This window comes from Mycobacterium sp. NGS54, from assembly GCF_059812465.1.
This window is the reverse complement of record NZ_JCALCS010000009.1, coordinates 67,974-88,139: the sequence shown is the minus strand read 5'-3', so window position 1 is coordinate 88,139 and position 20,166 is coordinate 67,974. Positions and strand designations below refer to the sequence as shown.

The 20,166-nt window shown below is 67.2% G+C and carries 20 protein-coding genes and 2 pseudogenes; 8 read left to right on the top strand and 14 right to left on the bottom strand.

What is annotated here, in order from left to right; genetic code table 11:
- Positions 1-6: 6 nt before the first annotated feature.
- Together AC5Y5E_RS27125 and AC5Y5E_RS27120 are read right to left on the bottom strand one after the other, a co-directional pair.
- A complete protein-coding gene (locus AC5Y5E_RS27125) occupies positions 7-519 on the bottom strand; it encodes a nitroreductase/quinone reductase family protein (RefSeq protein WP_499906560.1) in 513 nt (170 codons plus the stop codon).
- A 23-nt stretch (positions 520-542) separates the two neighbouring features.
- The gene (locus AC5Y5E_RS27120) at positions 543-1,367 is read right to left on the bottom strand and encodes a maleylpyruvate isomerase N-terminal domain-containing protein (protein WP_499906558.1); all 825 of its coding nucleotides are present in this window, start codon (positions 1,365-1,367) and stop codon (positions 543-545) included.
- A 61-nt stretch (positions 1,368-1,428) separates the two neighbouring features.
- Between AC5Y5E_RS27120 and AC5Y5E_RS27115 the strand changes: the two genes are divergently transcribed.
- Entirely contained in the window at positions 1,429-2,058 is a 630-nt protein-coding gene (locus AC5Y5E_RS27115; protein WP_499906556.1) for a PadR family transcriptional regulator, read from the top strand.
- A 145-nt stretch (positions 2,059-2,203) separates the two neighbouring features.
- On the top strand, positions 2,204-3,055 hold the full coding sequence (locus AC5Y5E_RS27110; RefSeq protein WP_499906554.1) for a DMT family transporter: 852 nt from the start codon (positions 2,204-2,206) through the stop codon (positions 3,053-3,055).
- Between the two features lie 191 nt (positions 3,056-3,246).
- On the opposite strand, the gene AC5Y5E_RS27105 is transcribed toward AC5Y5E_RS27110, so the two are convergent.
- On the bottom strand, positions 3,247-5,520 hold the full coding sequence (locus AC5Y5E_RS27105) for an MMPL family transporter (RefSeq protein WP_499906552.1): 2,274 nt from the start codon (positions 5,518-5,520) through the stop codon (positions 3,247-3,249).
- A 104-nt stretch (positions 5,521-5,624) separates the two neighbouring features.
- Here AC5Y5E_RS27105 and AC5Y5E_RS27100 point away from each other — a divergent pair, with 104 nt between their 5' ends.
- Genes AC5Y5E_RS27100 through AC5Y5E_RS27090 form a run of 3 tightly spaced genes read left to right on the top strand, consistent with a single transcriptional unit; the run spans position 5,625 to position 7,786 of the window.
- Positions 5,625-6,080 (top strand): helix-turn-helix domain-containing protein, encoded by a 456-nt coding sequence (locus tag AC5Y5E_RS27100; RefSeq protein ID WP_499906550.1) that lies wholly within the window; start codon positions 5,625-5,627, stop codon positions 6,078-6,080.
- Complete coding sequence (locus AC5Y5E_RS27095) at positions 6,081-6,584, top strand: hypothetical protein (RefSeq protein ID WP_499906548.1); 504 nt, start codon at positions 6,081-6,083, stop codon at positions 6,582-6,584. It begins immediately after the preceding gene.
- A complete protein-coding gene (locus tag AC5Y5E_RS27090) occupies positions 6,581-7,786 on the top strand; it encodes a DUF6545 domain-containing protein (protein ID WP_499906546.1) in 1,206 nt (401 codons plus the stop codon). The genes AC5Y5E_RS27095 and AC5Y5E_RS27090 overlap by 4 nt, the downstream gene beginning before the upstream one ends.
- 1 nt (position 7,787) lies before the next feature.
- On the opposite strand, the pseudogene AC5Y5E_RS27085 reads toward AC5Y5E_RS27090, so the two are convergent.
- Positions 7,788-8,543: pseudogene (locus AC5Y5E_RS27085) on the bottom strand (AMP-binding enzyme); the annotation flags it as partial.
- Here AC5Y5E_RS27085 and AC5Y5E_RS27080 point away from each other — a divergent pair.
- Positions 8,504-9,103 (top strand): annotated as a pseudogene (locus AC5Y5E_RS27080) (HNH endonuclease signature motif containing protein); the annotation flags it as partial. The pseudogenes AC5Y5E_RS27085 and AC5Y5E_RS27080 overlap by 40 nt on opposite strands.
- Here AC5Y5E_RS27080 and AC5Y5E_RS27075 read toward each other — a convergent pair.
- The 5 genes from AC5Y5E_RS27075 to AC5Y5E_RS27055 are packed head-to-tail and all read right to left on the bottom strand — an operon-like array spanning position 9,052 to position 14,325.
- Complete coding sequence (locus tag AC5Y5E_RS27075) at positions 9,052-10,212, bottom strand: M24 family metallopeptidase (RefSeq protein ID WP_499906544.1); 1,161 nt, start codon at positions 10,210-10,212, stop codon at positions 9,052-9,054. The pseudogene AC5Y5E_RS27080 and the gene AC5Y5E_RS27075 overlap by 52 nt on opposite strands.
- Positions 10,202-11,458: a M24 family metallopeptidase gene (locus AC5Y5E_RS27070; RefSeq protein ID WP_499906542.1), complete on the bottom strand. Its 1,257-nt coding sequence runs from the start codon at positions 11,456-11,458 to the stop codon at positions 10,202-10,204. Before AC5Y5E_RS27070 ends, AC5Y5E_RS27075 begins: the two co-directional genes overlap by 11 nt.
- A 13-nt stretch (positions 11,459-11,471) precedes the next feature.
- On the bottom strand, positions 11,472-12,419 hold the full coding sequence (locus tag AC5Y5E_RS27065; protein ID WP_499906541.1) for an SDR family oxidoreductase: 948 nt from the start codon (positions 12,417-12,419) through the stop codon (positions 11,472-11,474).
- Positions 12,413-13,636, bottom strand: coding sequence for a cytochrome P450 (locus tag AC5Y5E_RS27060; protein WP_499906539.1), 1,224 nt, complete (start codon positions 13,634-13,636; stop codon positions 12,413-12,415). The genes AC5Y5E_RS27065 and AC5Y5E_RS27060 overlap by 7 nt, the downstream gene beginning before the upstream one ends.
- The gene (locus AC5Y5E_RS27055; protein ID WP_499906537.1) at positions 13,633-14,325 is read right to left on the bottom strand and encodes a TetR/AcrR family transcriptional regulator; all 693 of its coding nucleotides are present in this window, start codon (positions 14,323-14,325) and stop codon (positions 13,633-13,635) included. Before AC5Y5E_RS27055 ends, AC5Y5E_RS27060 begins: the two co-directional genes overlap by 4 nt.
- Positions 14,326-14,507: 182 nt before the next feature.
- Between AC5Y5E_RS27055 and AC5Y5E_RS27050 the strand changes: the two genes are divergently transcribed.
- Positions 14,508-14,984, top strand: a complete 477-nt coding sequence (locus tag AC5Y5E_RS27050) for a nitroreductase family deazaflavin-dependent oxidoreductase (protein ID WP_499906535.1) — start codon at positions 14,508-14,510, stop codon at positions 14,982-14,984.
- Positions 14,985-14,991: 7 nt separating this feature from the next.
- Here the strand turns inward: AC5Y5E_RS27050 and AC5Y5E_RS27045 are convergent, their stop codons facing one another.
- Genes AC5Y5E_RS27045 through AC5Y5E_RS27035 form a run of 3 tightly spaced genes read right to left on the bottom strand, consistent with a single transcriptional unit; the run spans position 14,992 to position 17,658 of the window.
- On the bottom strand, positions 14,992-15,525 hold the full coding sequence (locus AC5Y5E_RS27045) for a hypothetical protein (protein ID WP_499906533.1): 534 nt from the start codon (positions 15,523-15,525) through the stop codon (positions 14,992-14,994).
- Positions 15,525-16,673: a serine hydrolase domain-containing protein gene (locus AC5Y5E_RS27040; RefSeq protein WP_499906531.1), complete on the bottom strand. Its 1,149-nt coding sequence runs from the start codon at positions 16,671-16,673 to the stop codon at positions 15,525-15,527. Before AC5Y5E_RS27040 ends, AC5Y5E_RS27045 begins: the two co-directional genes overlap by 1 nt.
- A 43-nt stretch (positions 16,674-16,716) precedes the next feature.
- A complete protein-coding gene (locus AC5Y5E_RS27035) occupies positions 16,717-17,658 on the bottom strand; it encodes a LysR family transcriptional regulator (protein ID WP_499906529.1) in 942 nt (313 codons plus the stop codon).
- A gap of 123 nt (positions 17,659-17,781) precedes the next feature.
- Between AC5Y5E_RS27035 and AC5Y5E_RS27030 the strand changes: the two genes are divergently transcribed.
- Positions 17,782-18,900, top strand: coding sequence for a sulfite oxidase (locus AC5Y5E_RS27030; RefSeq protein ID WP_499906528.1), 1,119 nt, complete (start codon positions 17,782-17,784; stop codon positions 18,898-18,900).
- 18 nt (positions 18,901-18,918) lie between these two features.
- Here the strand turns inward: AC5Y5E_RS27030 and AC5Y5E_RS27025 are convergent, their stop codons facing one another.
- Positions 18,919-19,410, bottom strand: a complete 492-nt coding sequence (locus AC5Y5E_RS27025; protein WP_499906526.1) for a DUF2231 domain-containing protein — start codon at positions 19,408-19,410, stop codon at positions 18,919-18,921.
- Between the two features lie 3 nt (positions 19,411-19,413).
- The gene (locus AC5Y5E_RS27020) at positions 19,414-20,025 is read right to left on the bottom strand and encodes a hypothetical protein (protein ID WP_499906875.1); all 612 of its coding nucleotides are present in this window, start codon (positions 20,023-20,025) and stop codon (positions 19,414-19,416) included.
- Between the last annotated feature and the right edge of the window lie 141 nt (positions 20,026-20,166).

Below are 20,166 nucleotides of genomic sequence, written 5' to 3'. Positions count from 1 at the left end.
CATAGCTCATGGCACGTCGACTGGCTCAAAGACGACCACATGGCGCGTGCCGCTCCGCCTCATATACGCATCATGAGCAGGCCACATTTCTACGAGCCTCGTCGTGTTGCGGGCGGCCTCATCCTCCGTGGCGGGCCGGCCGACGTAATCGGCGGCCGCACCGCCGATCTCGATCCGTGCCGTTGGGTTCGCACGCAGATTGTGTGGCCAGCTCGACGTCGCGTTCAGCCCGAAGTTCTCGCACATCGCAACCAAGTTTCGTCCGTCGCGAACGTAGTGCAGCGCAACTTTCCGGTCCTTGCCGCTCTTCCTGCCGATCGTGGTGAGCAGCATGGTCGGTAGCTGCGGGCCGCTCATCGACAGGCGACCACGGCTTGCTTGGATCAGTGCGCGGTCCGCTCGTGAGCCGACGTGCTTCATGAACAGGGCGAACCAGCGGTAGTGACCAATGCGGCGCATGACTTTCAGATAAAGCTCATACGGCCTGCCCGCCGAAGCCTGGGCGATTCGCTCCGCCATGGATCCTTCCCTCCCACCGCCGCTTACGGTCGCTCGAAGTAGGACTGCAGCTTGAGGGCTCGCCAGGGCCTGCGCCCGCCGACGATTCGTAATCCGTGACGAACCGCGGTGAATGGCCCGATGCGCTGGTAGAGCATCAGCGCGAAGGTCGATGCGGGCGTCCGCAGCACCGCGTCCGGGCGATCATTGGGGCGGCGCGGCCGGAACTCGGCGGTGCCGCAGTGGATGTGAGTCAGGTATGGCCGGGCTCCCGCGAGTTCGAATGCCACCCTCAAGTCGACGTCGGGCGAAACTCCCTCGCGCAATGGGTATCCCGCACCGATCTGCACCATGCCGCGAGATACCAGCAGCATGTCCCGCTCAGAGAGTTCCCAGGGCGCCTTGACGCCTCGGGCAATGTCGTAACCGTGCAACAGCAGCTCGCCCAGCCAATTCGTTTGCGCCGTGATGTCGTCGACGACCGCACCGCCGTGAAACCGAAGCGTCGCCGTGCTGGTAGCGAGCGTGTCGAAGTAGCCGTCGATTTCTGGCGCAAGTGCTTGAAGCTGGTCAGCCAATTCGTGCATTGGCGCCATCGCGACTTGGAGCTCCGCCTCATTGATCGCGCCTAACTCGCCAGCGGTTGCGCCGAGGTGAGGCTCTCTGCCATGCGCCAGTTCCCGATATCGATGAGCGACAGTAAGCACGTGGGCCACAGTCTGCTGAACGGTCCAGCGGGAACCTGCGGGGCGCGCGAGCGGATCGGCGATCCGGGCGAGGCTGTCAAAGCGGTTGCGTGCCAATTCAATCCGGTTGCGGAGCTCGTCGCGCGTGCTGTCGGCGAGTGCGACGTATTCGGTGCCGTTCATTTCAACCGCCTAAACTCCAGTGTGGAGTAGATTTTACTCCAGAATTGAGTATCGTCAAGGAATGGCCTCTCGCCCGACTGCAACTTCTTTCGCGCTTCTGGGTCTCCTCGCCGTGCAATCGTGGACAGCGTACGAGCTGGTCGCGCAGGTGCGGCGCAGTCTCCACTACTTCTGGCCACGATCGGAGGCCCATCTGTATGCCGAGCTAAAGCGGCTCGTTGAGCGGGGGCACGCTCAAGCGGAAACGGTTGACGGCCGGCGCCGGCGAGCCACGCGCTACACAATCACGCCGCAGGGCCGCGCGGCCCTCAAGGATTGGCTCGGCACCGAACCCGCCCCACCCACTATCGAGGTCGAGGCATTGCTGCGCCTCTTGCTGGCGGACCAGGGAACGTTAGCGGATCTGCGCGCCGCCTTAGATGCCACGGGGCACCAGGCCCGCGAATTGCGCGCCGCCGCCCTGCAGCTGGGCGACGAATTGCTCAGCACGGGGGGGCCATTCCCGGAGCGGCTCCACCTCACCGAACGCGTGGTGGCGCTCTATGGCGAATTCCTGCTGCTCCTCATCCGCTGGTGCGAAGAAACATCAGCGGAGGTTGAGACATGGTCGGATACGCGTGACATTGGGCTGACCCCCCAAGGGCGCGAACGACTCACTCGACTCGTCGTCCGCGCCCGCGAAGCTCATTGATCAAATGAGCTACCTGATCGTCGCTAATTCTGTTCCGTAGTGCCAATGATGATGTCACCGATCTCGACACCGGGGTGTTCGCGTTGTTCTCCCTGCATGTCCCTTTCGTACTGCGTGCGTGTTGATGTCTCGTATTGTGTAGTCCGTGCTCATCGGGTTCCTGCTCGCGCTGGGTTGCTCGGTGTGCTACGGCACCGCCACGGTGTTGCAGGCGGTGGCGACGCGGTCGGTGGAACCCGCCAGCAAGTCGGGTGTCGACGCGGTCCTGCTGATGCGGGCCGTGCGGCAGTGGCGCTACATCGCCGGTATCGGCCTTGACGTCCTCGGGTTCCTGCTTCAAGTGATCGCCCTGCGTTTGGTGCCGATCTACGTCGTCGCGGCGGCACTGGCCGCCTCGATCGCGGTCACCGGCATTGTGTCCGCGTGGGTGTTGTCGGCGCGCCTTTCACGGGCCGAGTGGGCGGCCGTCAGCGTGGTCTGCGTGAGCCTCGCGGTGCTGGCCTCGGCGGCCGGGCCGGGGCATTTTCGGCACGCCCCCGAGGGACTCGGCTGGGCGCTGATCGGCGTGGTCGCCGCTTTGTTCGTCGTCGGTGCCGCTGCCGGCCGGTTGCACGATCGCGAGCGCGCGCTTGCGCTTGGGCTTTGCGCCGGAAGCGGATTCGGGGTGGTGGAGATCGGCGTGCGGCTGATCGACGTGATCGACCCGACCAAGGCCGCCTTCTACACCCAGCCGGCCGTGTACGCCGCGGCCGGCGGGGGCGCCGCCGGATTCCTCTTGCTCACATCGGCCTTGCATCGCGGATCCGTGACCACCACAGTGGCCGCCATGGTCGTCGGTGAAACGATCGCTCCCGCGATCGTGGGAGTCGTATGGCTGGGTGACACCGCTCGCGACGGTCTCGGCTGGCTGGTGATCGCGGGATTCGTTGTGGCCGTGTCCGGAACACTGGTATTGGCCCGGTTCGGCGAGGCGCCCACGCCCGCCGAGTCCGGTTGAGTCATTTCGCTCTGGCCACGGAACCTATTCTGCCGCAGCCGATATAGGACTCCGTGTGACGACTGAGTCCAGGGCGCCGACGACGATGGGTCAGTTTTCGTGCGCGGTCCAACGGGCCGGAACCTGGGCATGCGAAAACGGCTAGCGGCCAACCCGATTGCCCCACACGGCCCGTTACAGACCGGCTCCCGCTATTCATCCTCGGCCACGTAACCAGGCGCAAAGCCAGGCGCCACGTGCCTGGCGCGGCTGGCGGATTCGCTGATGCCGATCCGGTTGTGCAGCCAGGCCAGCGGTTTGGGGGTCCACCAGTTGGCCCGGCCCAGCACGTGCATGAAGACCGGCAACAGTACGGTGCGTATCACGGTGGCGTCGATGAGTACGGCCAGGGTCAGTCCGAGCCCGAACATCCTCATGAACGACACCTGCGAGGCGGCCAGCGCGGCAAACGAGATTGACATGACCAGCGCGGCGGCGGTGATCACGCGCCCGGTACGGGCCACGCCCAACGCCACGCTCACGTCACTGGCGTCGCTGCTACGGGCCGATGCCAGCCAGTACTCGCGAATCCGTGACACCAGGAACACCTCATAGTCCATGGATAGGCCGAACGCGATGCAGAACATCAGTACCGCCGTGTTGGCGATCAACGTTCCGGTAGACGTGGTCCCCAGGGCGTCAAGGTGGCCCTCTTGGAATATCCATACCAGGGCACCGAACGTCGCCGTCAGCGATAACACGTTGAGGATCAACGCCTTGAGCGGCAGCACCACGCTACCGGTAAGCAAAAACAGCAGTACGAAGGTGACGACAGCGATAAACCCGACCGCCAGCGGCAGGCGCGAGGTGATGGCTTCGACGCTGTCGCGGTCGGCTTGCGCGAGGCCGGCGAGCTGGACTGACCGGCCACCGGGGCCCGGCATCTCGTGTAACCGGTCGAGTTGGGTGTCGGAGGCTGACGAATTCAACGGCGCGGAACTGAGGACCGTCAAAAATGCACTGCCGCCGGCGATCCCAGTCGCGGCCGCCGGTGGCCCAACTTCGTGCCCATCGATGAAGGTGCCGGCCGGAGCGGCTACCGCAGACACGTCGGGCATCCGAGACAGGTCGGCAGCGTAGCCGTCAAGATCGCCCGGAACCAGGTCGCGCGCGTCGGGGATGACGACCTGTATCGCCGGCGCGGAATCGTTGGAAAAACCGTTGCGGAGCTGGTCGCCCACCTGATGGGCCGACGCAGATCGCGGCAACAGGCGGTCGTCGGAATAGCCCCACTTCACGTGCAGGAACGGGAATCCCAGCAGCAGCAGCACGGCGAGCGCGGCCAGACCGATGGGCATCGCTCGGCGCATCACCAGCTTGGTTGACCGGTACCAGAACAGCTGCTCTGGTCGTCTCGGCAGCGGATCGGGCCGATGCAGCGCCCGACGTGCCAGCCGGCGAACATCCAGGGAGTCCAGCCGAGGCCCCAGTGCGGCAATCGCTGCCGGGGTCACCATGATCGCCGTGAGACTCGCGAATGCGACGGTTGCAACTCCGGCATAGGCGAACGATCTCAAGAAGTACATGGGGAACAACAGCATCACGGCCATCGACAACGCGACCGTAGTCGCGGAGAAGAGCACGGTTCGCCCGGCCGTGGCCATCGTCCGGATCAGCGCGTCGTTGGGAGTGGCTCCTTCGGCCAGCTCGTCGCGGTAGCGGCTGATGATCAACAGCGTGTAGTCGATGGCCAGCGCCAGGCCCAGCGCGGTGCTCAGGTTGAGCGCCAAAATCGAGACATCCGTGGTGAAAGTCAGCAACCGCAGTATCGACATGGAACCGACGATGGCGATCAGCGCCACGGCGATCGGCAACGCTGCCGCGAGCAGTCCACCGAACACCCACACCAGTGCGAGGAAGCTCAAGGGGATTGCGATGGACTCCATCAACGCCAGGTCGCGTTGGGTTTGATCGTTAACCTGCGCGTAGACCATCGCCATACCCCCGGCGCGCACGGCGACCCCGTCCCGGTTGCCGCCCACTTGATCCGACAGCGTTTTTGCGTATTTCGGTGCATTGTTTTCCCCGCCCTTGAGGTTGGCCACGATCAGGCCGGACTTGCCGTCCTTGCTGACCAGCCCGGCGGCGGCCTGTGGTGCCGCGGTCCACAGGGAGGACACGTTGAACACGTAAGGGGATCGCTGCAGGTCGTCGACGATATCGGTGCCGACCCGGCGAGCTTGATCGCTGCGGGCGCCTCCGGGCGCGGTCACCATGAACAGCAACTGCTGATCGCTTTGACCGAACTCGTCGGCCAACAGCCCGCTGGCCCGGGCCGACTCCGATCCCGGAGCCCGCAAGCCGCCCACCGACAGACTCTGAGCGACCGGGGCGCCAAAGACCGCCGCCCCGATAAAGCCCAGGAAGGCAACGGCGATGACCCGCCGTGGCGCGGCGATGGCCAACAGCGTGATCCGGTGCAGCATGTAGTGTCCTTCCAAGGTTGTCGCCCGGACTTCGCCCGACGTACCCTCCTCAGGCGAGTAACATGAGTACACGCCGATGGCGCTCATATTAAACGGGAGTACACATGGACGCAGCCGAAGGTGCGGAGAAGGGCGACCTGGCGGCCCGTCTCGACAAGCTTTTCGAGGTAATGCGTCGGCCGGACACGCCGCCACTGTCGAATGCCGCCGCCGCGGCCGCGATCACCAGCCAAACCGGTGTCTCGATCAGCCCGGCCTACCTCTGGCAACTCAGGAGCGGACTCAAGGACAACCCAACGGTCCAGCATTTGCGCGCCATCGCCGAGTTTTTCGGAGTGCCAGCCAGCTACCTCGTTGATCGTGATCCGAACGCACAGATCGACGCCCAACTCAATCTCTTGCAGGCGTTGCGTGACAACGGCGTACGCGACTTGGCGATGCGTGCGAGCGGCCTCACCCCGCAGGCGCTCAACAGTGTGGCCCTGATTCTCGACCGCGTTCGCGAGCTTGAGCGGCTGCCGCCGATCGCGCACCCAGGCGGCGGTGAGACGGAGGCGTAAATGACACTTTCGAATGGTGACATCTTGGCGCTGGCACGCCGCCAGCCGATCCCGGTCCCCTGGGACAGGGATGTCTTCATCCGCAACCTCGCTGAATTGCGCGGCCGCCCAATCAGATTAATTCCGACCGACACCGCCGCTCTGGCCGACAGTCCATGCGGACTGTGGCTGGCTCGCGACAACGACGACCTGATCCTGCACGAGATCGGGACCACCGACTATCACATCGACCAGATCGTGGGCCACGAGATCGGGCACATGCTCCTAGGTCACCAGCGAAGTCCTGCTTTCGGCGCAGACAAGTGGCGCGAACGCGACCTGTGCCGCCAGATCCTTCCCGATATCGATCCGCAAACCGTGCACGCCGTGCTCGGACGCAGCAATTGCGGCAGCGAGCAAGAGCGCGATGCCGAAATGTTCGCTTCCCTGCTGATGATCGCCGCCGCCGAAGCCAACGAACGCTCGTCGATGATGATGCGTAGCGCCTTCTTCCATCGGCGATGACCTCCACCGTCCCAGGCTTCATCGCCTGGCCCGTGATCATCGCGATGGCGGTGCTTCTCGCCGCGCGCTTCCGCTGGTGCAGGACCAACCTCTACGAGAGGTACTACACCAATCTGATGGCCTGGATCATGCTGATCCAGCTCCTGCGTGAGCGCGATGTAGAAGTCCTGCTGTCCAAATGGGCTCTGTTGACTGTCACCACCGCCCAGCAATTATCTTCCGCGGCAATGATTTTCGCCGCCACCGAATTCATTGGCTTCACGATGTTGGGGACTCGGCTCTCACCGGCCGAAACGCGCCGGGGCCACCGCTATTACCGCCTGGCCGCGGTCATCTTGTCCGTGGCATACCTGGTCGCGGCCACCCGTGCCCGCGTCGCCGGTCAAACCCTTGAAGTCGCCGGCGGCTGGGACGGAGTCTTGGCCTGCAGCTTCTATACGGCCATGATTCTCCTTCTGGCGGCTCGGGCTGTGTGGATGTTCGCGGCTGAGTTGCGAAAGAGCACCCAGAAACGTGACCTCTTCCTCGCCGTCGGCGGGCTGCTGGTCGGTGTGCTGACCGCAGCAGCTCCTCTAGAAGCGCTGGTCTCGGCCGCGACCGATCAGCTCGGCTGGACCGACACGCTGAGGTTCCGGCTGTGGTCGCACGGCTTTGAGGCCTTTTGCATGGCAGTCATCGTGTATGGCTTCGGAGCTGTTCCGCTCCTAGCGCGAGTGCTGCGTTACCTCGGACTGGATCCCACCAGCCGCTCCTGGAAAAACCTGGCCGCCTTACGGGCAAGCATGACAACGGTGGTCCCGGAAAGCAGTTTCAACCTCGACCACGACAATCATCGGTTTCAGAAAACCACCCTGCAGCTACACCAAACTGTTATCGAAATCCGCGACGCGATCCTGCACCTGCGTCCCTATTTCCGCGACATAGCGCCGCACGAGCTGGCCCGGTTCCACCGGACAAACTCCGTGCCAACCGCCGAACACGACGCGGCATCGCAAACCTTACAGCTGGCTCACGCCGCCAGAGCCAAAACCGCGGGCGCAGCGCCCGGATCCCCCGACGTGGCAACGATCCTGCGCTCCCGAGCGACAACCCTCGACGAGGAGGTCGCCGAATTGTTGACCCTGGCGAAATGGTGGAAGCCCGCCTTAGCGGCCACCGAACAGTTCAGCGAGATTGCGCCCACGCCCGCCGAGTCCCGCTAACTCAGATCGTCACGCGATAGCTCGTGCCGCGCGGTTCACGTGCCCACAGCACCCCGCCCTGCGCGGTGACGCCGGCGGCGATCAACTCCCGCTTGAGGATCTTGTTGGTGGCGGTTGCCGGCAGGTCGTCGTTGATGCGGACGTAGCGCGGCCACGCCTTGGGCGACAGGTCGGGCTGCGCGGCGAGGAATTTCTCGAAATCGGCCGGCTGTAAAGGGGTTTCGTCACGGAGCACGAGGGCCGCCATCACCTGGTCGCCGACCCGCTCGTCGGGCACGGCGTAAACGGCGACCTGGCCGACCTGCGGCAGCCGTTCCAGGATCCGCTCGATCGGGGCCGCCGCCAGGTTTTCGCCGTCCACCCGCATCCAATCGGCGGTGCGGCCGGCCAGATAGATCCAGCCGTCGGCGTCGCGGTAGGCCAGGTCGCCGGACCAGTACATGCCGTGCCGCATGCGCTCCGATGTCGCGGCGGGATCGTTGTAGTAGCCGGTGAACGGGCCGGCGCCCTGGGTGTTGACGAGCTCGCCGACGGCGTCGTCGAAGTTGGTCAGCGCGCCGTGTTCGTCGAACCGCGCGACGGCGCACTCTTGCAACGTGTTCGGGTTGCAGATGCTGACGCCCGGGTAGGGCTTGCCGATCGAGCCGCGCGGGGCGCCGTCTTCGCGCACGACGATCACCGCGAACTCGCTGGAGCCGAAGCTGTCGATGACTCGGCGACACCCGGTCCCAGCGTCAGCGCAACCACGACGCCGTGCTGGCCGCAATGCGTGCCCTGTTCGCCTCGGGAAAGCTGGGCACCCACAACGGGTTACCGGTGTCGATCGTGGCCACCACCACGCTGCGGGAGCTGGAGGCGGCCACCGGCAAGGCGTTGACCGGCGGGGGCACCCTGGTGCCGATGTCCGATGTGATCCGCTGGGCCGCCCACGCGCATCACTACCTCGCGATCTTCGACCAGGCCAAGCCGCTGGCGCTGTATCACACCAAGCGGCTGGCCTCACCCGCCCAGCGAATCGTGCTCTACGCGCGCGATCGCGGCTGCACCAAACCCGGCTGCGACGCCCCCGCGTATCACAGCCAGGTCCACCACGTCACCGGCTGGAACACCACCCGCACCACCGACATCGACGACCTCACCCTGGCCTGCGGACCCGACAACCGCCTCGCCGAACAAGGCTGGACCACCCGCACCAACGCCCGAGGCGAAACCGAATGGCTACCCCCACCCCACCTGGACCGCGGGCAACCCCGCACCAACAGCTTTCACCACCCCGAACGACTCCTCCGCGACACCGACGACGACAAACCCGTTTGACAGCAGGGGCTGCTGGTCAGCACCTCCGCGCCGCCGTCGGTGATGTGTACGGTGTCGCGACGGAGCACCGCGCCGACGCCCTGTTGCCAGACGTAGCCGGTGATTGCCAGCACCATCCCGGCGTCGAGGCGGTCGTCTTCGCCTGCGCTCGACAGCGTTTCGGAGACGACGGGCGGATCGAAACCCAATCCCAACCCGTGCGCGACGGGCATGGGCGGTACCGGCTCACCGGCGGCATGGTAGGCGGCGAGCAGGCCGACCGCGGGCGCGCCGGGGCGGCAGGCCGCGATCATCTTGTCGAACAACGCATCCGACCGTCCGAACAGCTTCCGTGTCGAGCCGTTGGCCTCCGCACCCGCCGGCCAGGTCCGGGCGACTTCGCCGACGTACCCGTCCGCCAGCGCACCCGCGGCGAACGCGACGAGGTCGCCGGGCCGCACCTCGCCGTGGCCGCGCCGCCACGGCTGTTCGCGCGAAGTCACCCACGCGACGTCCTGGGTGGCCGGCGTGCTGACGCCGCCGGCGGCCATGGCCTCCATCGCGGTCGCGGCGAGCGCCCGCTCCGACACCCCGGGCCGCAATTCCCCGACGGCGGCGGCGAGGCCGTGTTCGGCGACGCGCAGCGCCGGGCCCATCGCCGCGATCTCATCGGAGGTCTTGATGCGGCGCGCCGTCCGCATAGTCGGCTCGCCGTCGACGAGCTCGGCGTTGGGAAACGCTTCCGGCAGCAACGCCGCGAAAGTCGGTGTGATGGCGTCGGTTCCGACCCGGCGCGCCGTCTCGGCCCCGTCGATCTTCTTCAACACGTCGATCAGGGTCATCGGGTTCCAGGCCAACCCGTAGAGGTGATCGTGGCCGATCTCCTCGGGGACGCCCTCGTCGTCGGTGCTGTTGAGGTAGATGTCACCGGTGGCGCGCACCACGACGCACATCGGAGCGAACGGACGCGTCCCGGCGATCCAGAGCTGGGGGGCGCCGGTCACGTAACGAATGTTGGATTGTCGCCCCAGCACCAGGATGTCGAGATCGTGTGCGGCCATCTGGGCCAGCGCCCGTTCCCGACGTCCCGTCCGCAACGCCACTGGGTCGGGCGAAATTTCAGTCGTCATAGGGGGAGCCATAGGGGGAGTAGGGGTAGTCGGTGATCGGCGTGTAGCCGTCTTCGGTGATCACCACGATCTCCTCACTGCGATAGCCGCCCGTGCCGTCTTCCCACACCACCGGTTCGAGCACCAGCACCATGCCGGGCGCAAAGACGAAGTTGTCGTCGAACTCTTCGCCGAGATCCGTTCCGATCATGGGTGCCTCGGCCGGATAGGTGCCGATGCCGTGGCCCAGGTAGAAGTGCGGCAGCCACGGCTTGCGACCTCCGTTGGCGGCAATAGCAGCGCGCGCCAGATCACCCGAAGTCACGCCCGCCTTGGTCACCTGGAGCACGGCATCAAGGATGGCCTTCCACTGGCGAAACTGGTCCTGCTGCCGCGGCGAGGGCTCCTCGCCGACCACCCACGTCCGCCCGAAGTCCGAGCAGTATCCGGCGTAGCTGATGCTGATGTCGGTCCACAGCACGTCGCCGGCGGCGAGCTCGCGAGCCGACGGCAGCAGGGGCAACGCGAGGTCGCCGTGGGTCGTCCAGACACCGGCCTGCCGCGAGCTGGGCATCACCTGCCAGATGGCCTCGAGCATGTTGGTGGTGGCGCCCAGCTCGAACGCGCGCCGAACCAGCTTGGCCGACAGATCAATCTGGCGCACGCCCGGCGCCAACGCCGCTTGCACGTCGACCACGGCCTGTTCGGTGATGCGACAGGCCCGGCGAAGGCAGGACAGCTCGTCTCGCGTCTTGACCAACTGCGCGGCGCCGAGCACGATCGCGGCATCCGACGGCGGCCCGGCGGGAAAGAGCGTGGCCGCCGATCGCCGCATCGCGCCGGTGAGCTCGTCGACGGCGACGGCCGCGCCCCGCGGGATCAGGGCGGCCAGCGTCCGGGCGAAATCCCGTACACCGCTGTCGAATTCCAGATAAACGGGACCATGCAGATGGTCGTCGGGTACCGGTGGATCCCGTGGTTCCAGCGAAGCCCCGGCGCGAAACGGCATGAACAGATGCGGGTGTTCGTCGTCGGCCAGCACGACGGCCACCGGACGCTCCACGTGCGAGAGGCCCGCGTCGATCAAGGGCCAGCTGGCGCCCGTCGCGTACCCCACATAGCCGTTCATCAGCAGGATGAGCGCGTCGACGCCGTGGTCGGCCATGGCGGCGCGAAGCCGCGCGCCGGTCTCGGCGCGCATCCGCACGAAGTCGGGCTCGTCGGGAATGTCGATTACCGCGCCGCGGGCGCCCAGTGCGTTGGTCATCTCACCACCTGTATCACCCGGGGTACGTGACGCCGGTGAGTCGTTCGGACATCTGCCACAGCCGCCCCATGTCGGCCTCGCTACGAGCCAAGCCGGGGACTCCGGCCAGGGCGACACCGCCCCCGGCGGTTTCGTAGAGGCCGCGCGGCCCGTAATAGGTGCCGCCGCGGGCGTCCGTCGACGCCGCCGCGTACAGGGTCGGCTCGATGCCTTCGTCGACGTCGAGCCACATGAACGGCAGTAGCCGCCACGTGAGCCGGGTCAGGCGGGCCTGCAGGGTCGGCCTGTCGCGGCCGTAGGACGCCCCGCTGAGCAGGTTGGTCTTGCTCAGCCCGGGATGGGCCGCGTTGGACATCAAGCGCCAGCCGCCGAGGCGGCTGCGCCGTTCCAGTTCCATCGCGAACATCAGTTGCGCCAGCTTGGCCATCCCGTAGGAGCGCATGGGTCGGTAACCATGTTGGGCGTTGGGATCGCTGAAGTCGAGGCTTCGCTGGGTTGCGGCGATGCTGCTGACGGTCACCACCCGCGCGGATTTCGCCGCGCGTAGCAAAGGCAGCACGTGTCCGGTCAGCGCGAAATGGCCCAGATGGTTTGTGCCGAACTGTAATTCGAATCCATCGCGCGTCTCCTGGCGCTGAGGCGGCGTCATGACGCCCGCGTTGTTGATCAGGATGTCGATCGGCCGGCCCTCCGCGACCAGCTCCTCGCCCAGCGCAGCCACGCTGCGCAGCGATGACAGGTCCAGATGCCGGATCCTCAGCTTGGCCCGTGGCGCCTCCCGGCGGATCTCGGCGATCGCGGCTTCGCCCTTGGTCCGGCAGCGAACCGCCACCACCACGTCGGCGCCCGCGGCCGCCAGCCTCGTCGCCAGGCCGAGCCCGAGCCCGCTGTTGGCGCCGGTGACGACGGCGCATCTGCCGGACAGATCGGGCACCTCAATGCGCAGGTCCGGCTTCACCATGTCACGGGGAGCTCGTACACGCCGTAGGCCAGTGTGTCGTGTTTGAAGGGAAGCTCCTCGAGGGGCACGGCCAACCGCAGCGTCGGGACCCGGCGCAGCAGGGTGGGCAGGACGATCTGCAATTCCATCCGGGCCAGTTGCTGGCCCACGCATTGGTGGCGGCCGTAGCCGAAGCCGACGTGCGCGCCGTCCTCGCGCAGCAGGTCCAGCCGGTCCGGGTTGGGGAATTGGCGGGCATCCCAGTTGGCCGGCGCGACATCGAGGATGATGCCTTCGCCGGCCCGGATGGTCTCGCCGCCGACCTCGATGTCCTCCACGGCGATGCGCCGCTGACCCGTCTGGATGATGCTCAGGTACCGCATCAATTCCTCGACCGCGTTGGCGATCACCTTCGGGTCGTCGGCGTCGCGCAGCAGCGCCCTCTGGTCGGGATGCTCCAGCAACGCCGCGACGCTCAGGCTGATCATGTTCGCGGTGGTCTCGTGACCGGCGATCAGCACACCGAGGGCCAGTTGCGTCGCCTCTCGCACGCTGAGCTCCTCGCCGTTGACCCGTTCGGCGAGGTCGGACACCAAATCCTCTGAGGGGCTTTGCATTTTGGCGCGGATCAGGTTGGCCAGGTATTTCGCTAACGAGGCGGCCCCTTTGGCCGTGTCCTCCTCGGTCGCGTAGCGGCCCGTTCCCCGTTGGGCTTGTTCCTGGAAGAAGTCCGCGTCCTCGTAGGGGACGCCCAACATCTCGCTGATGACCAGCGACGGCACTGGCAGCGCCAGGGTGCTGACGATGTCACCGGGGTTGGGACCGGCCAGCAGCGCGTCGATGCGCTCGTCGGCGACCTTCCGCACCGCCGGGCGCAGCGCTTCGACCCGCTTGAAGGTGAAGGGTTTTGACAACATCCGGCGAAACCGGGTGTGTTCTTCGGCGTCCGAGGTGAAGACGGAACGCGGCCGGGTGTGGACCGTCGCCAGCATGCCCTCGTTCCAGTGCGGGTACCCCGGCAGCCGGTCGTCGACGCTGGTGCGGGAGTCCGTGAACAACGCGCGGATCGCCTCGTAGCCATGGATCAGCCAGGGGGTGCTGCCGTCCCAGATCCGCACCCTGCTCAGTTGCCTGGTGTCGTTGAGCGCCAGGGCGTCCGGCGGCGGCGCGAACGGGCAGCCCGGTGCGCGCGTCATCGGAAACTCCGGGACGCTTGTTGCGGTGGTGATGTCGGTCATCCTGCTCCTCGGTTGCCATCCGCCGCGTTCACGTGCACCGGCGCGCGCCACAGGCCGACGATTGCGTCGATCATGCCCTCCCCGGCGACCGGCCAGCTCGACCGCGACCGCGGACCGTGCTCGGCCAGCGCGCCCTCATGCTCGGCGCAGGTGTGCATCAGCAGATTGCGGACCATCGCGATCCGTTCGTTGCGCACCCGCTTGGGCAGGTCGGGAAGGCAGCGGGTGATGCCGTCGATCGTCCGCACCAGCAGCGGCGACGTCAGAGCATCCTTGGTCACGACATGGCGATAGGTGGGATCGGCCATCGCCTGGGCGGCGAACCGGGCATACCAGCTGGGCGTCCCCAGCGCGGCCAGGTGATCGGTGAGTGGGCGCACCAGCGTGCCCACCCAATCGCGGAGCTCGGTCGAATCGCCGATGTCGGCCAGCATCTGCGCGCGCAGCTCTTCGATCGGCTCCCGGTGCTTGCTTTCGATGGCCCGGAGCAGGTCGGTCCTCGTTCCGAAGTGGTAGCACGCCGCGGCGTTGTTGCCCTGCCCCGCCGCCTCGCTGATCTGCCGGTTGGACACGGCATACATGCCACGCTCGGCGAACAGCACCTCCGCGGCCGACAAGATCGCCTCGCGGGTGCCGGTCGACCTCCCGGAGCGGGCCATCCTCTGAGCGGTCATCGACCCAGTGAACACCGCGCACAAGGTTAAATCAAGCCATTTATTTAACGCCAGCGCTGCGCTCGTATCACTGATCCGACAATTCGCCGAGACTGTAATTTTGCAGGCCTCAGCTCGTACTTCTCCTGCGGATTTACCGGCTCGGCGACTGTCGGTCCGGACGAATTGACCCGCCCGCGCCGGACTAGAGTACGCGTGTGAATCCGCTGCAGCGGGTGGCGCGAAACCCGACCGCATACACGTGGCTGATCCTGCGGGGGCGACCGGTCGCCGAAGGGATCGAAGCCCTGCTCAGGTTCGCAACCAACGGACGCCTCGGGGTCCTGGACGTGACCGGCGTACCCAACATCCAGGTGACCACCTCGGGGCGCAAGACGGGCCTCGCCCGGACGGCCACCGTGCAATGCGTCCCCGACGGGGATGCGCTGCTCGTGGTCGGGTCCAATTGGGGCCTCGCCCGGCACCCGTCGTGGTCGGCGAATCTCAGAGCGACGCAACGGGTCACCGTTCGCAGGCGCGGGCACCGCTTCGTCGCGAAGGTGCAATTGCTCACCGGCGAGGAGCGCGCCGAAGCGTGGGCACGGGTGGTCGCGCACTGGCCGAATTATCAGATCGCCCAGGACCGCGCCGGCGGACGGCAGTTCCGCCTCTTTCGTCTGACGCCGACCGACTGACCGGCGCTCAGCCGGCCAGTCCGGTCTTGATCGCGGCGTCTTGCTTCTGGCCGACGTCGGTGACGACGTCCGGAGGCACGAGCGCGTCGGGCGGGCCGTCGAATTCGAGCTCGGCGAACGCCTTTCCCTCGGTGAACATCAGCACGGTGACGCTCTTGGAGCCGTCGGGCGAGGGTCCCGAGATCGTGGTCCCGCCGGTGCCGATCGAGATCGGGTCGGGCACGCCGTGGACATAGCCATCGGTCGACGCCTTCGCCGATTCCAGGGCGCGGACCGCGGTCGCGGGATCCGGCAGGACCTGAAGGCTGTCGTAGATGACGAGGGTGCGGCGCTGGTTGCGAAAGGTGGTCGTGGCACCTGGCCGACCGTTCGGGTTGTTGACGGGCGGCGACGCCGTGAAACTCTCCGGCGCATTGATGTCGCCGGCCCCGATCAACAACCCGGTGTAGTCGGGCGGGTCGGCGACCGCGATCCGCGGGGTCCCGGTCAGCGTCGCGGCGGCGATCAGCGCCGGGGCGCCCCAGCGGGCGCCGCACGCCATCACGCCGGACCGAGCGCGTCGAAGATCAACTTCCCGTACATCGCCATCCGGTCCGAACCGAGGATGCCCGGCCCCATCTTGTTCATGACGTAGGAGACGGTGGCCTTCCGGTCGGGCCACATCAACACCATCGAGCCGCCCCACCCGCCCCAGAAGCAGATCTTCTCGTCAGGAACGTAGGGGAGCGCGTCCTTTTGGGGAAGCCCGTATCCGAGGCCCCAGCGCAGCGGCGCGGGCAGCACGAGGTCGACGCCGCTGGCCTGTTCCTCGAAGATCAGCTCGACGGTCTCGGGCTTTAGCAGCCGAACCCCACGAGCCTTGCCGCCCAACGAAATCACCGACAGGATCGTGGCCAGCGACCGCGCGTTCCCGTGGCCGTTCAGAGCGCCCATGTCGGCGTCGCGCCAGGCCGGCGTGTTGGCGGCATCGGCGTTGGGCGGCGGGCCGCTGAAGGTTCTGCGCATCGGGCTGTCCTCGGGGAGCGCCTCGATTGGCAGCTCCAGGGGAGGCGGCGGCACGATCTCGGCGATGCGGTCGTAATCGGCATGCACCGCGCCGATTTGGAAGTCGGCGTCCAGTGGGCCGGCGATCTCGTCGCGGACGAACTCCTTCAGCGTTTGGCCCGTGACGCGGCGAATCAGCTCACCGATGAGATGGCCCTGGTTGTGGGCGTGATATCCCGACGCGGTTCCGGGCTCCCACCACGGCGCCTGCGCCGCCAGCGCCGCCGTGGCCTTGTCCCAGTCGTACATGTCCTCGGTCGCGAACGGCAGGTCCCAGCCGGACACACCGGATGTGTGCGACAGGATGTGGCGAATCTCGATGTCCTGCTTGCCGTTTGCGGCGAATTCCGGCCAGTAGGCGGCCAGTGGCGCGGTCGGCTCGATCAGGCCGCGGTCGATGAGCATCAGCGCGGCCAGGCTGGTGACGGTCTTCGTGGAGCTCCACACGTTGACGATGGTGTCCTCGGCCCAGGCGGTCGTCCGTGCCGCGTCGGTGAAGCCGCCCCAGATATCGACGACGGTTTCGCCGCCGATGTCGATGGCGATGCACGCGCCGACCTCTTCGCCGGAGGAGATGTTGTCGGCCAGCGCGGCCCGGACCTCGTCGAAGCGGTCGTCGCAGTGCCCGTTAATGACGCTCGTCACCACGAACGGAACATATGCGACGGTGCAGCCGGGGGCAAGGGTGCTAGCCAGCGCCCTGGCTGGTGATGTGCGACAGCAGGTCCCGCGCGACTCCGGCGGGCGGTGTGCGTCCGCCCACCCAGATGGCGCGCAGTTGGCGTCGGAGGTCCAACTCCGGGACATCCACCGTGCGCAGCCGTCCGATCGCCAGGTCGTCGGCCACGGCCAGCCGGCTCATCACGGCGGGCCCGGCGCCGGCCGCAACGGCGGCGCGCACCGCGGCAGCGGAGGACAGCTCGAGGACCGGCTCCGCCTGTCGTGTCGAGTCGCCCAGCGCGTGGCGCAGCGCGGCGGTGAGCGAATCGCGTGTCCCCGATCCGGGTTCGCGGGTCACGAGCGGTGTCCGGCTCAGTTCCGAAGCGGTGATCGGTCGCTGGCGCTGCGCCCACTTGTGATTCGGGGGAACGATCAGCACGAGGTCGTCGTGCCCAACCACTCGGCTGCGCAATCCCTTTGGGGCGTGCGGGGTCTCGATGAATCCGAGGTCGGCCCTCCCGTCGCTGACGGCGGTGATCGCCTGGTCGCTGTTGGTGGCGGTCATGATGACTTCGGGCGTCGCCGCGCCCAGCCGGCCCGCCGCAACCTGTAGCGATACCAGCCAGCGCGGCATGAGCTGTTCGGCGATCGTCAGGCTGGCCACCACTTTGACGCGCTTGCGCCTCTCGGATCGCAGTGACGCCAACCCCGCGTCGACGTATTCGGCGACGTCGAGCAGTCGATCCGCCCACTCGGCAACGACGACTCCGGCCGGCGTCAGCCGAGAACCGCGCGGGGTGCGCACGACGAGCGCGATGCCGGTCTGCGCCTCGATCGATGCCAGCCGCGCCGAAATCGCCTGCTGTGTCAGCCCGAATTCCCGGCCCGCGGCGGCCAGGCTGCCGGTCCGGGCGATCGCCGTAAAGATCTCGAATGCGGACAGGTCGGGCATGTGAGTGCTGAGCGGCATGACCATCCTCCGGCGGGCACAAGGCGGCTTTGTGGCATCTGGGGCCTGTCACAAGTAAAGCTTGTGACCCCACAAAATTCACCCCCCTGGCCGCGGGCGTTCGAGTGGGGAACCATTGCTTACATGACAACGAGCGCCATGACCCCGGCCGCTGCATCGTGGGGCAAGCGCGACGACATGGTCGTGCGGGGGCGCCTGCCGTACAACGCCGAACCGCCGCCGGCGGTGCTGGCCGACAGCGACATCACCCCGATCGACGCGTTCTACGCCCGCAACCACGGCCGGTTCCCCGATATCCCGCCGCAGCAGTGGCAGCTGACGGTCAACGGGCTGGTGGACAGGCCACTCGCGTTGACGTATGAGCAGCTCACCACCGAATTCGACCAACACGACGTGGTGGCCACCCTGGCCTGTGCCGGCAACCGGCGCGCCGAGATGCTGCGGGTGCGGCCCATACCGGGCAAGGATCCATGGGCGCACGGCGCGATCTCGACGGCCGAATGGCGCGGTGTCCGGCTGGCGGACGTCCTCGCGGCCGCCGGGACGCGCGAGGACGATGGGCTGCACGTCGCCTTCCAAGCCCCGGACGTCGCGAGGGAAGCCCGGCCCGTCCAGGCCTACGGCGGCTCGATCCCCCTGGGTAAGGCGATGTCGCCGGAAGTGCTGCTGGCGTGGCAGATGAATGGCGAACCGCTGCCACGCGCCCATGGCGGCCCGGTCCGGCTGGTGGTGCCCGGGTACATCGGGGCGCGCAGCGTCAAATGGGTCACGGCCGTCACGGTGCAACGCCGTGCGTCGGACAACTACTTCCAGGCGCACGACTACCGCATCCTGCCCCCGGACGCCGACCCCGACGCCGCCGTCGGCGGCGAGGGCATCGCGTTGTCGTCGTTGGCGCTGAACTGCGACATCCTCGATCCCACCGACGGCGACCGGGTGTCGCGCGGCCCGTTGACCATCCGCGGCTACGGAATCGCGGGCGACGGCCGCAGCGTCGAACGCGTCGACGTGTCCCTCGACGACGGACTCACCTGGCGCCGGGCCGACCTGCACCGCGCGCCCAGCAAGTGGTCCTGGCGGCCGTGGTCGCTGGCCGTCGACGCCGAGCCCGGGCCATTGCGCATCACCGCCCGCGCCTGGGACGACACCGGTACCGCCCAGCCGGAGTCGGCGGCGTCGCTGTGGAACCCGCGCGGATACGCCAACAACGCGTGGGCGCGGGTGGCCCTGAGGGTGGTGTGAGGCTCGCCGCCGCGGCCGCTACGTCCCGTTGGACTTCTGCAGCCGCGCGATCTCGCCGCCCCACACCGACTGGGCGCCCGCATCGCCGGTGCGATAGACCTGGATCGTCGACGAGATGCCCACGGCGAGAACGATTATCGCGGCGATGAGATGGCCGAGCACGCGGCGCTTCTCGGATCGGCGTTCGACCACGCGCAGCACGACGAGCCCGATCGCGACCACCAGCATGGCGGCGGCGAAATAGACCATGGTGCCGCCCCGTTCGGCATGTTCCTGCAGGATCGGGCTGGGCTTTTTCCTCAGGTCATAGAGCCATTCCCCGGCGTTGACGGTGATGGGCGTGATCACCATCGTCGCAACGGCCAGCGCCAGCGTGAGCCACATCAGCTGGCCCCGCCGGGCCGGCCGCCATAGGCCGCACACGATTTCGAACAGGGCTGTCAGCGGAACGAGCACCACCACCAGATGCAGCAATAAGGCATGAGCAGGCAGGCCGTTGATGACGTCCATACGTCAGCCGCCAAGCCCCTTCTTCACCGCGTCGTCTTGCTTCTGGGCGACGTCGGTGACGAAGTCCTGCGGCGGGAGCGAGTCGACCGGCCCGTCGAATTCGAGCGTGACGAACGCTTTGCCCTCGGTGAACAACAGCACCAAGATCCCCTTGGAGTTGTCCGGTGCGTTCCCGGACACCGTCGTTCCGCCGGTTCCGACGTTGAACGGTTGCGTCGTCGGATTCTTGATGTTGCCGCCCTGCGCGCCCTTGGCCGCGTTCAGCGCGTTCGTGGCGGCGCCGGGGTCCGCGAGCACCTGGATGGTGTCCTTGATGACGTGGCTGTTGTCGTCGGTGCTGAAGGTGATGGCGGCGCCCGGCTGCCCGTTCGGGTTGCTCGTCGGGGGGGCGGCGTTGAACTGTATCGGGGCGTTGATATCGGTCGCCTTGATCAACCAACCGGTGTAGTCGATTGCCGGTGCCGCGGACGCGGAAGTGGGAGCCGCGCTGCCGGTACCCGGCGCTGGGCTGGATGAGCCCGACTTCGACGTCGATGACGTCGAGGGCGCGGGCTTACTGCCGCAGCCGGCCACCGACGCCGTCAGCGCCGTGGCCACCGCAACGCCGGCGACTATCGTCCGAGACGTCCGAGAAACCCTCATCGCACCGCGCCCCTTCCAGGCTGATTCTGGCGACACAGTCGACCCGTGCCCGAATCGCACAGTACATCGCCGGGGGCCACCGAAGGACCTGCCGGGCCGCGCCGTAGGGAACGA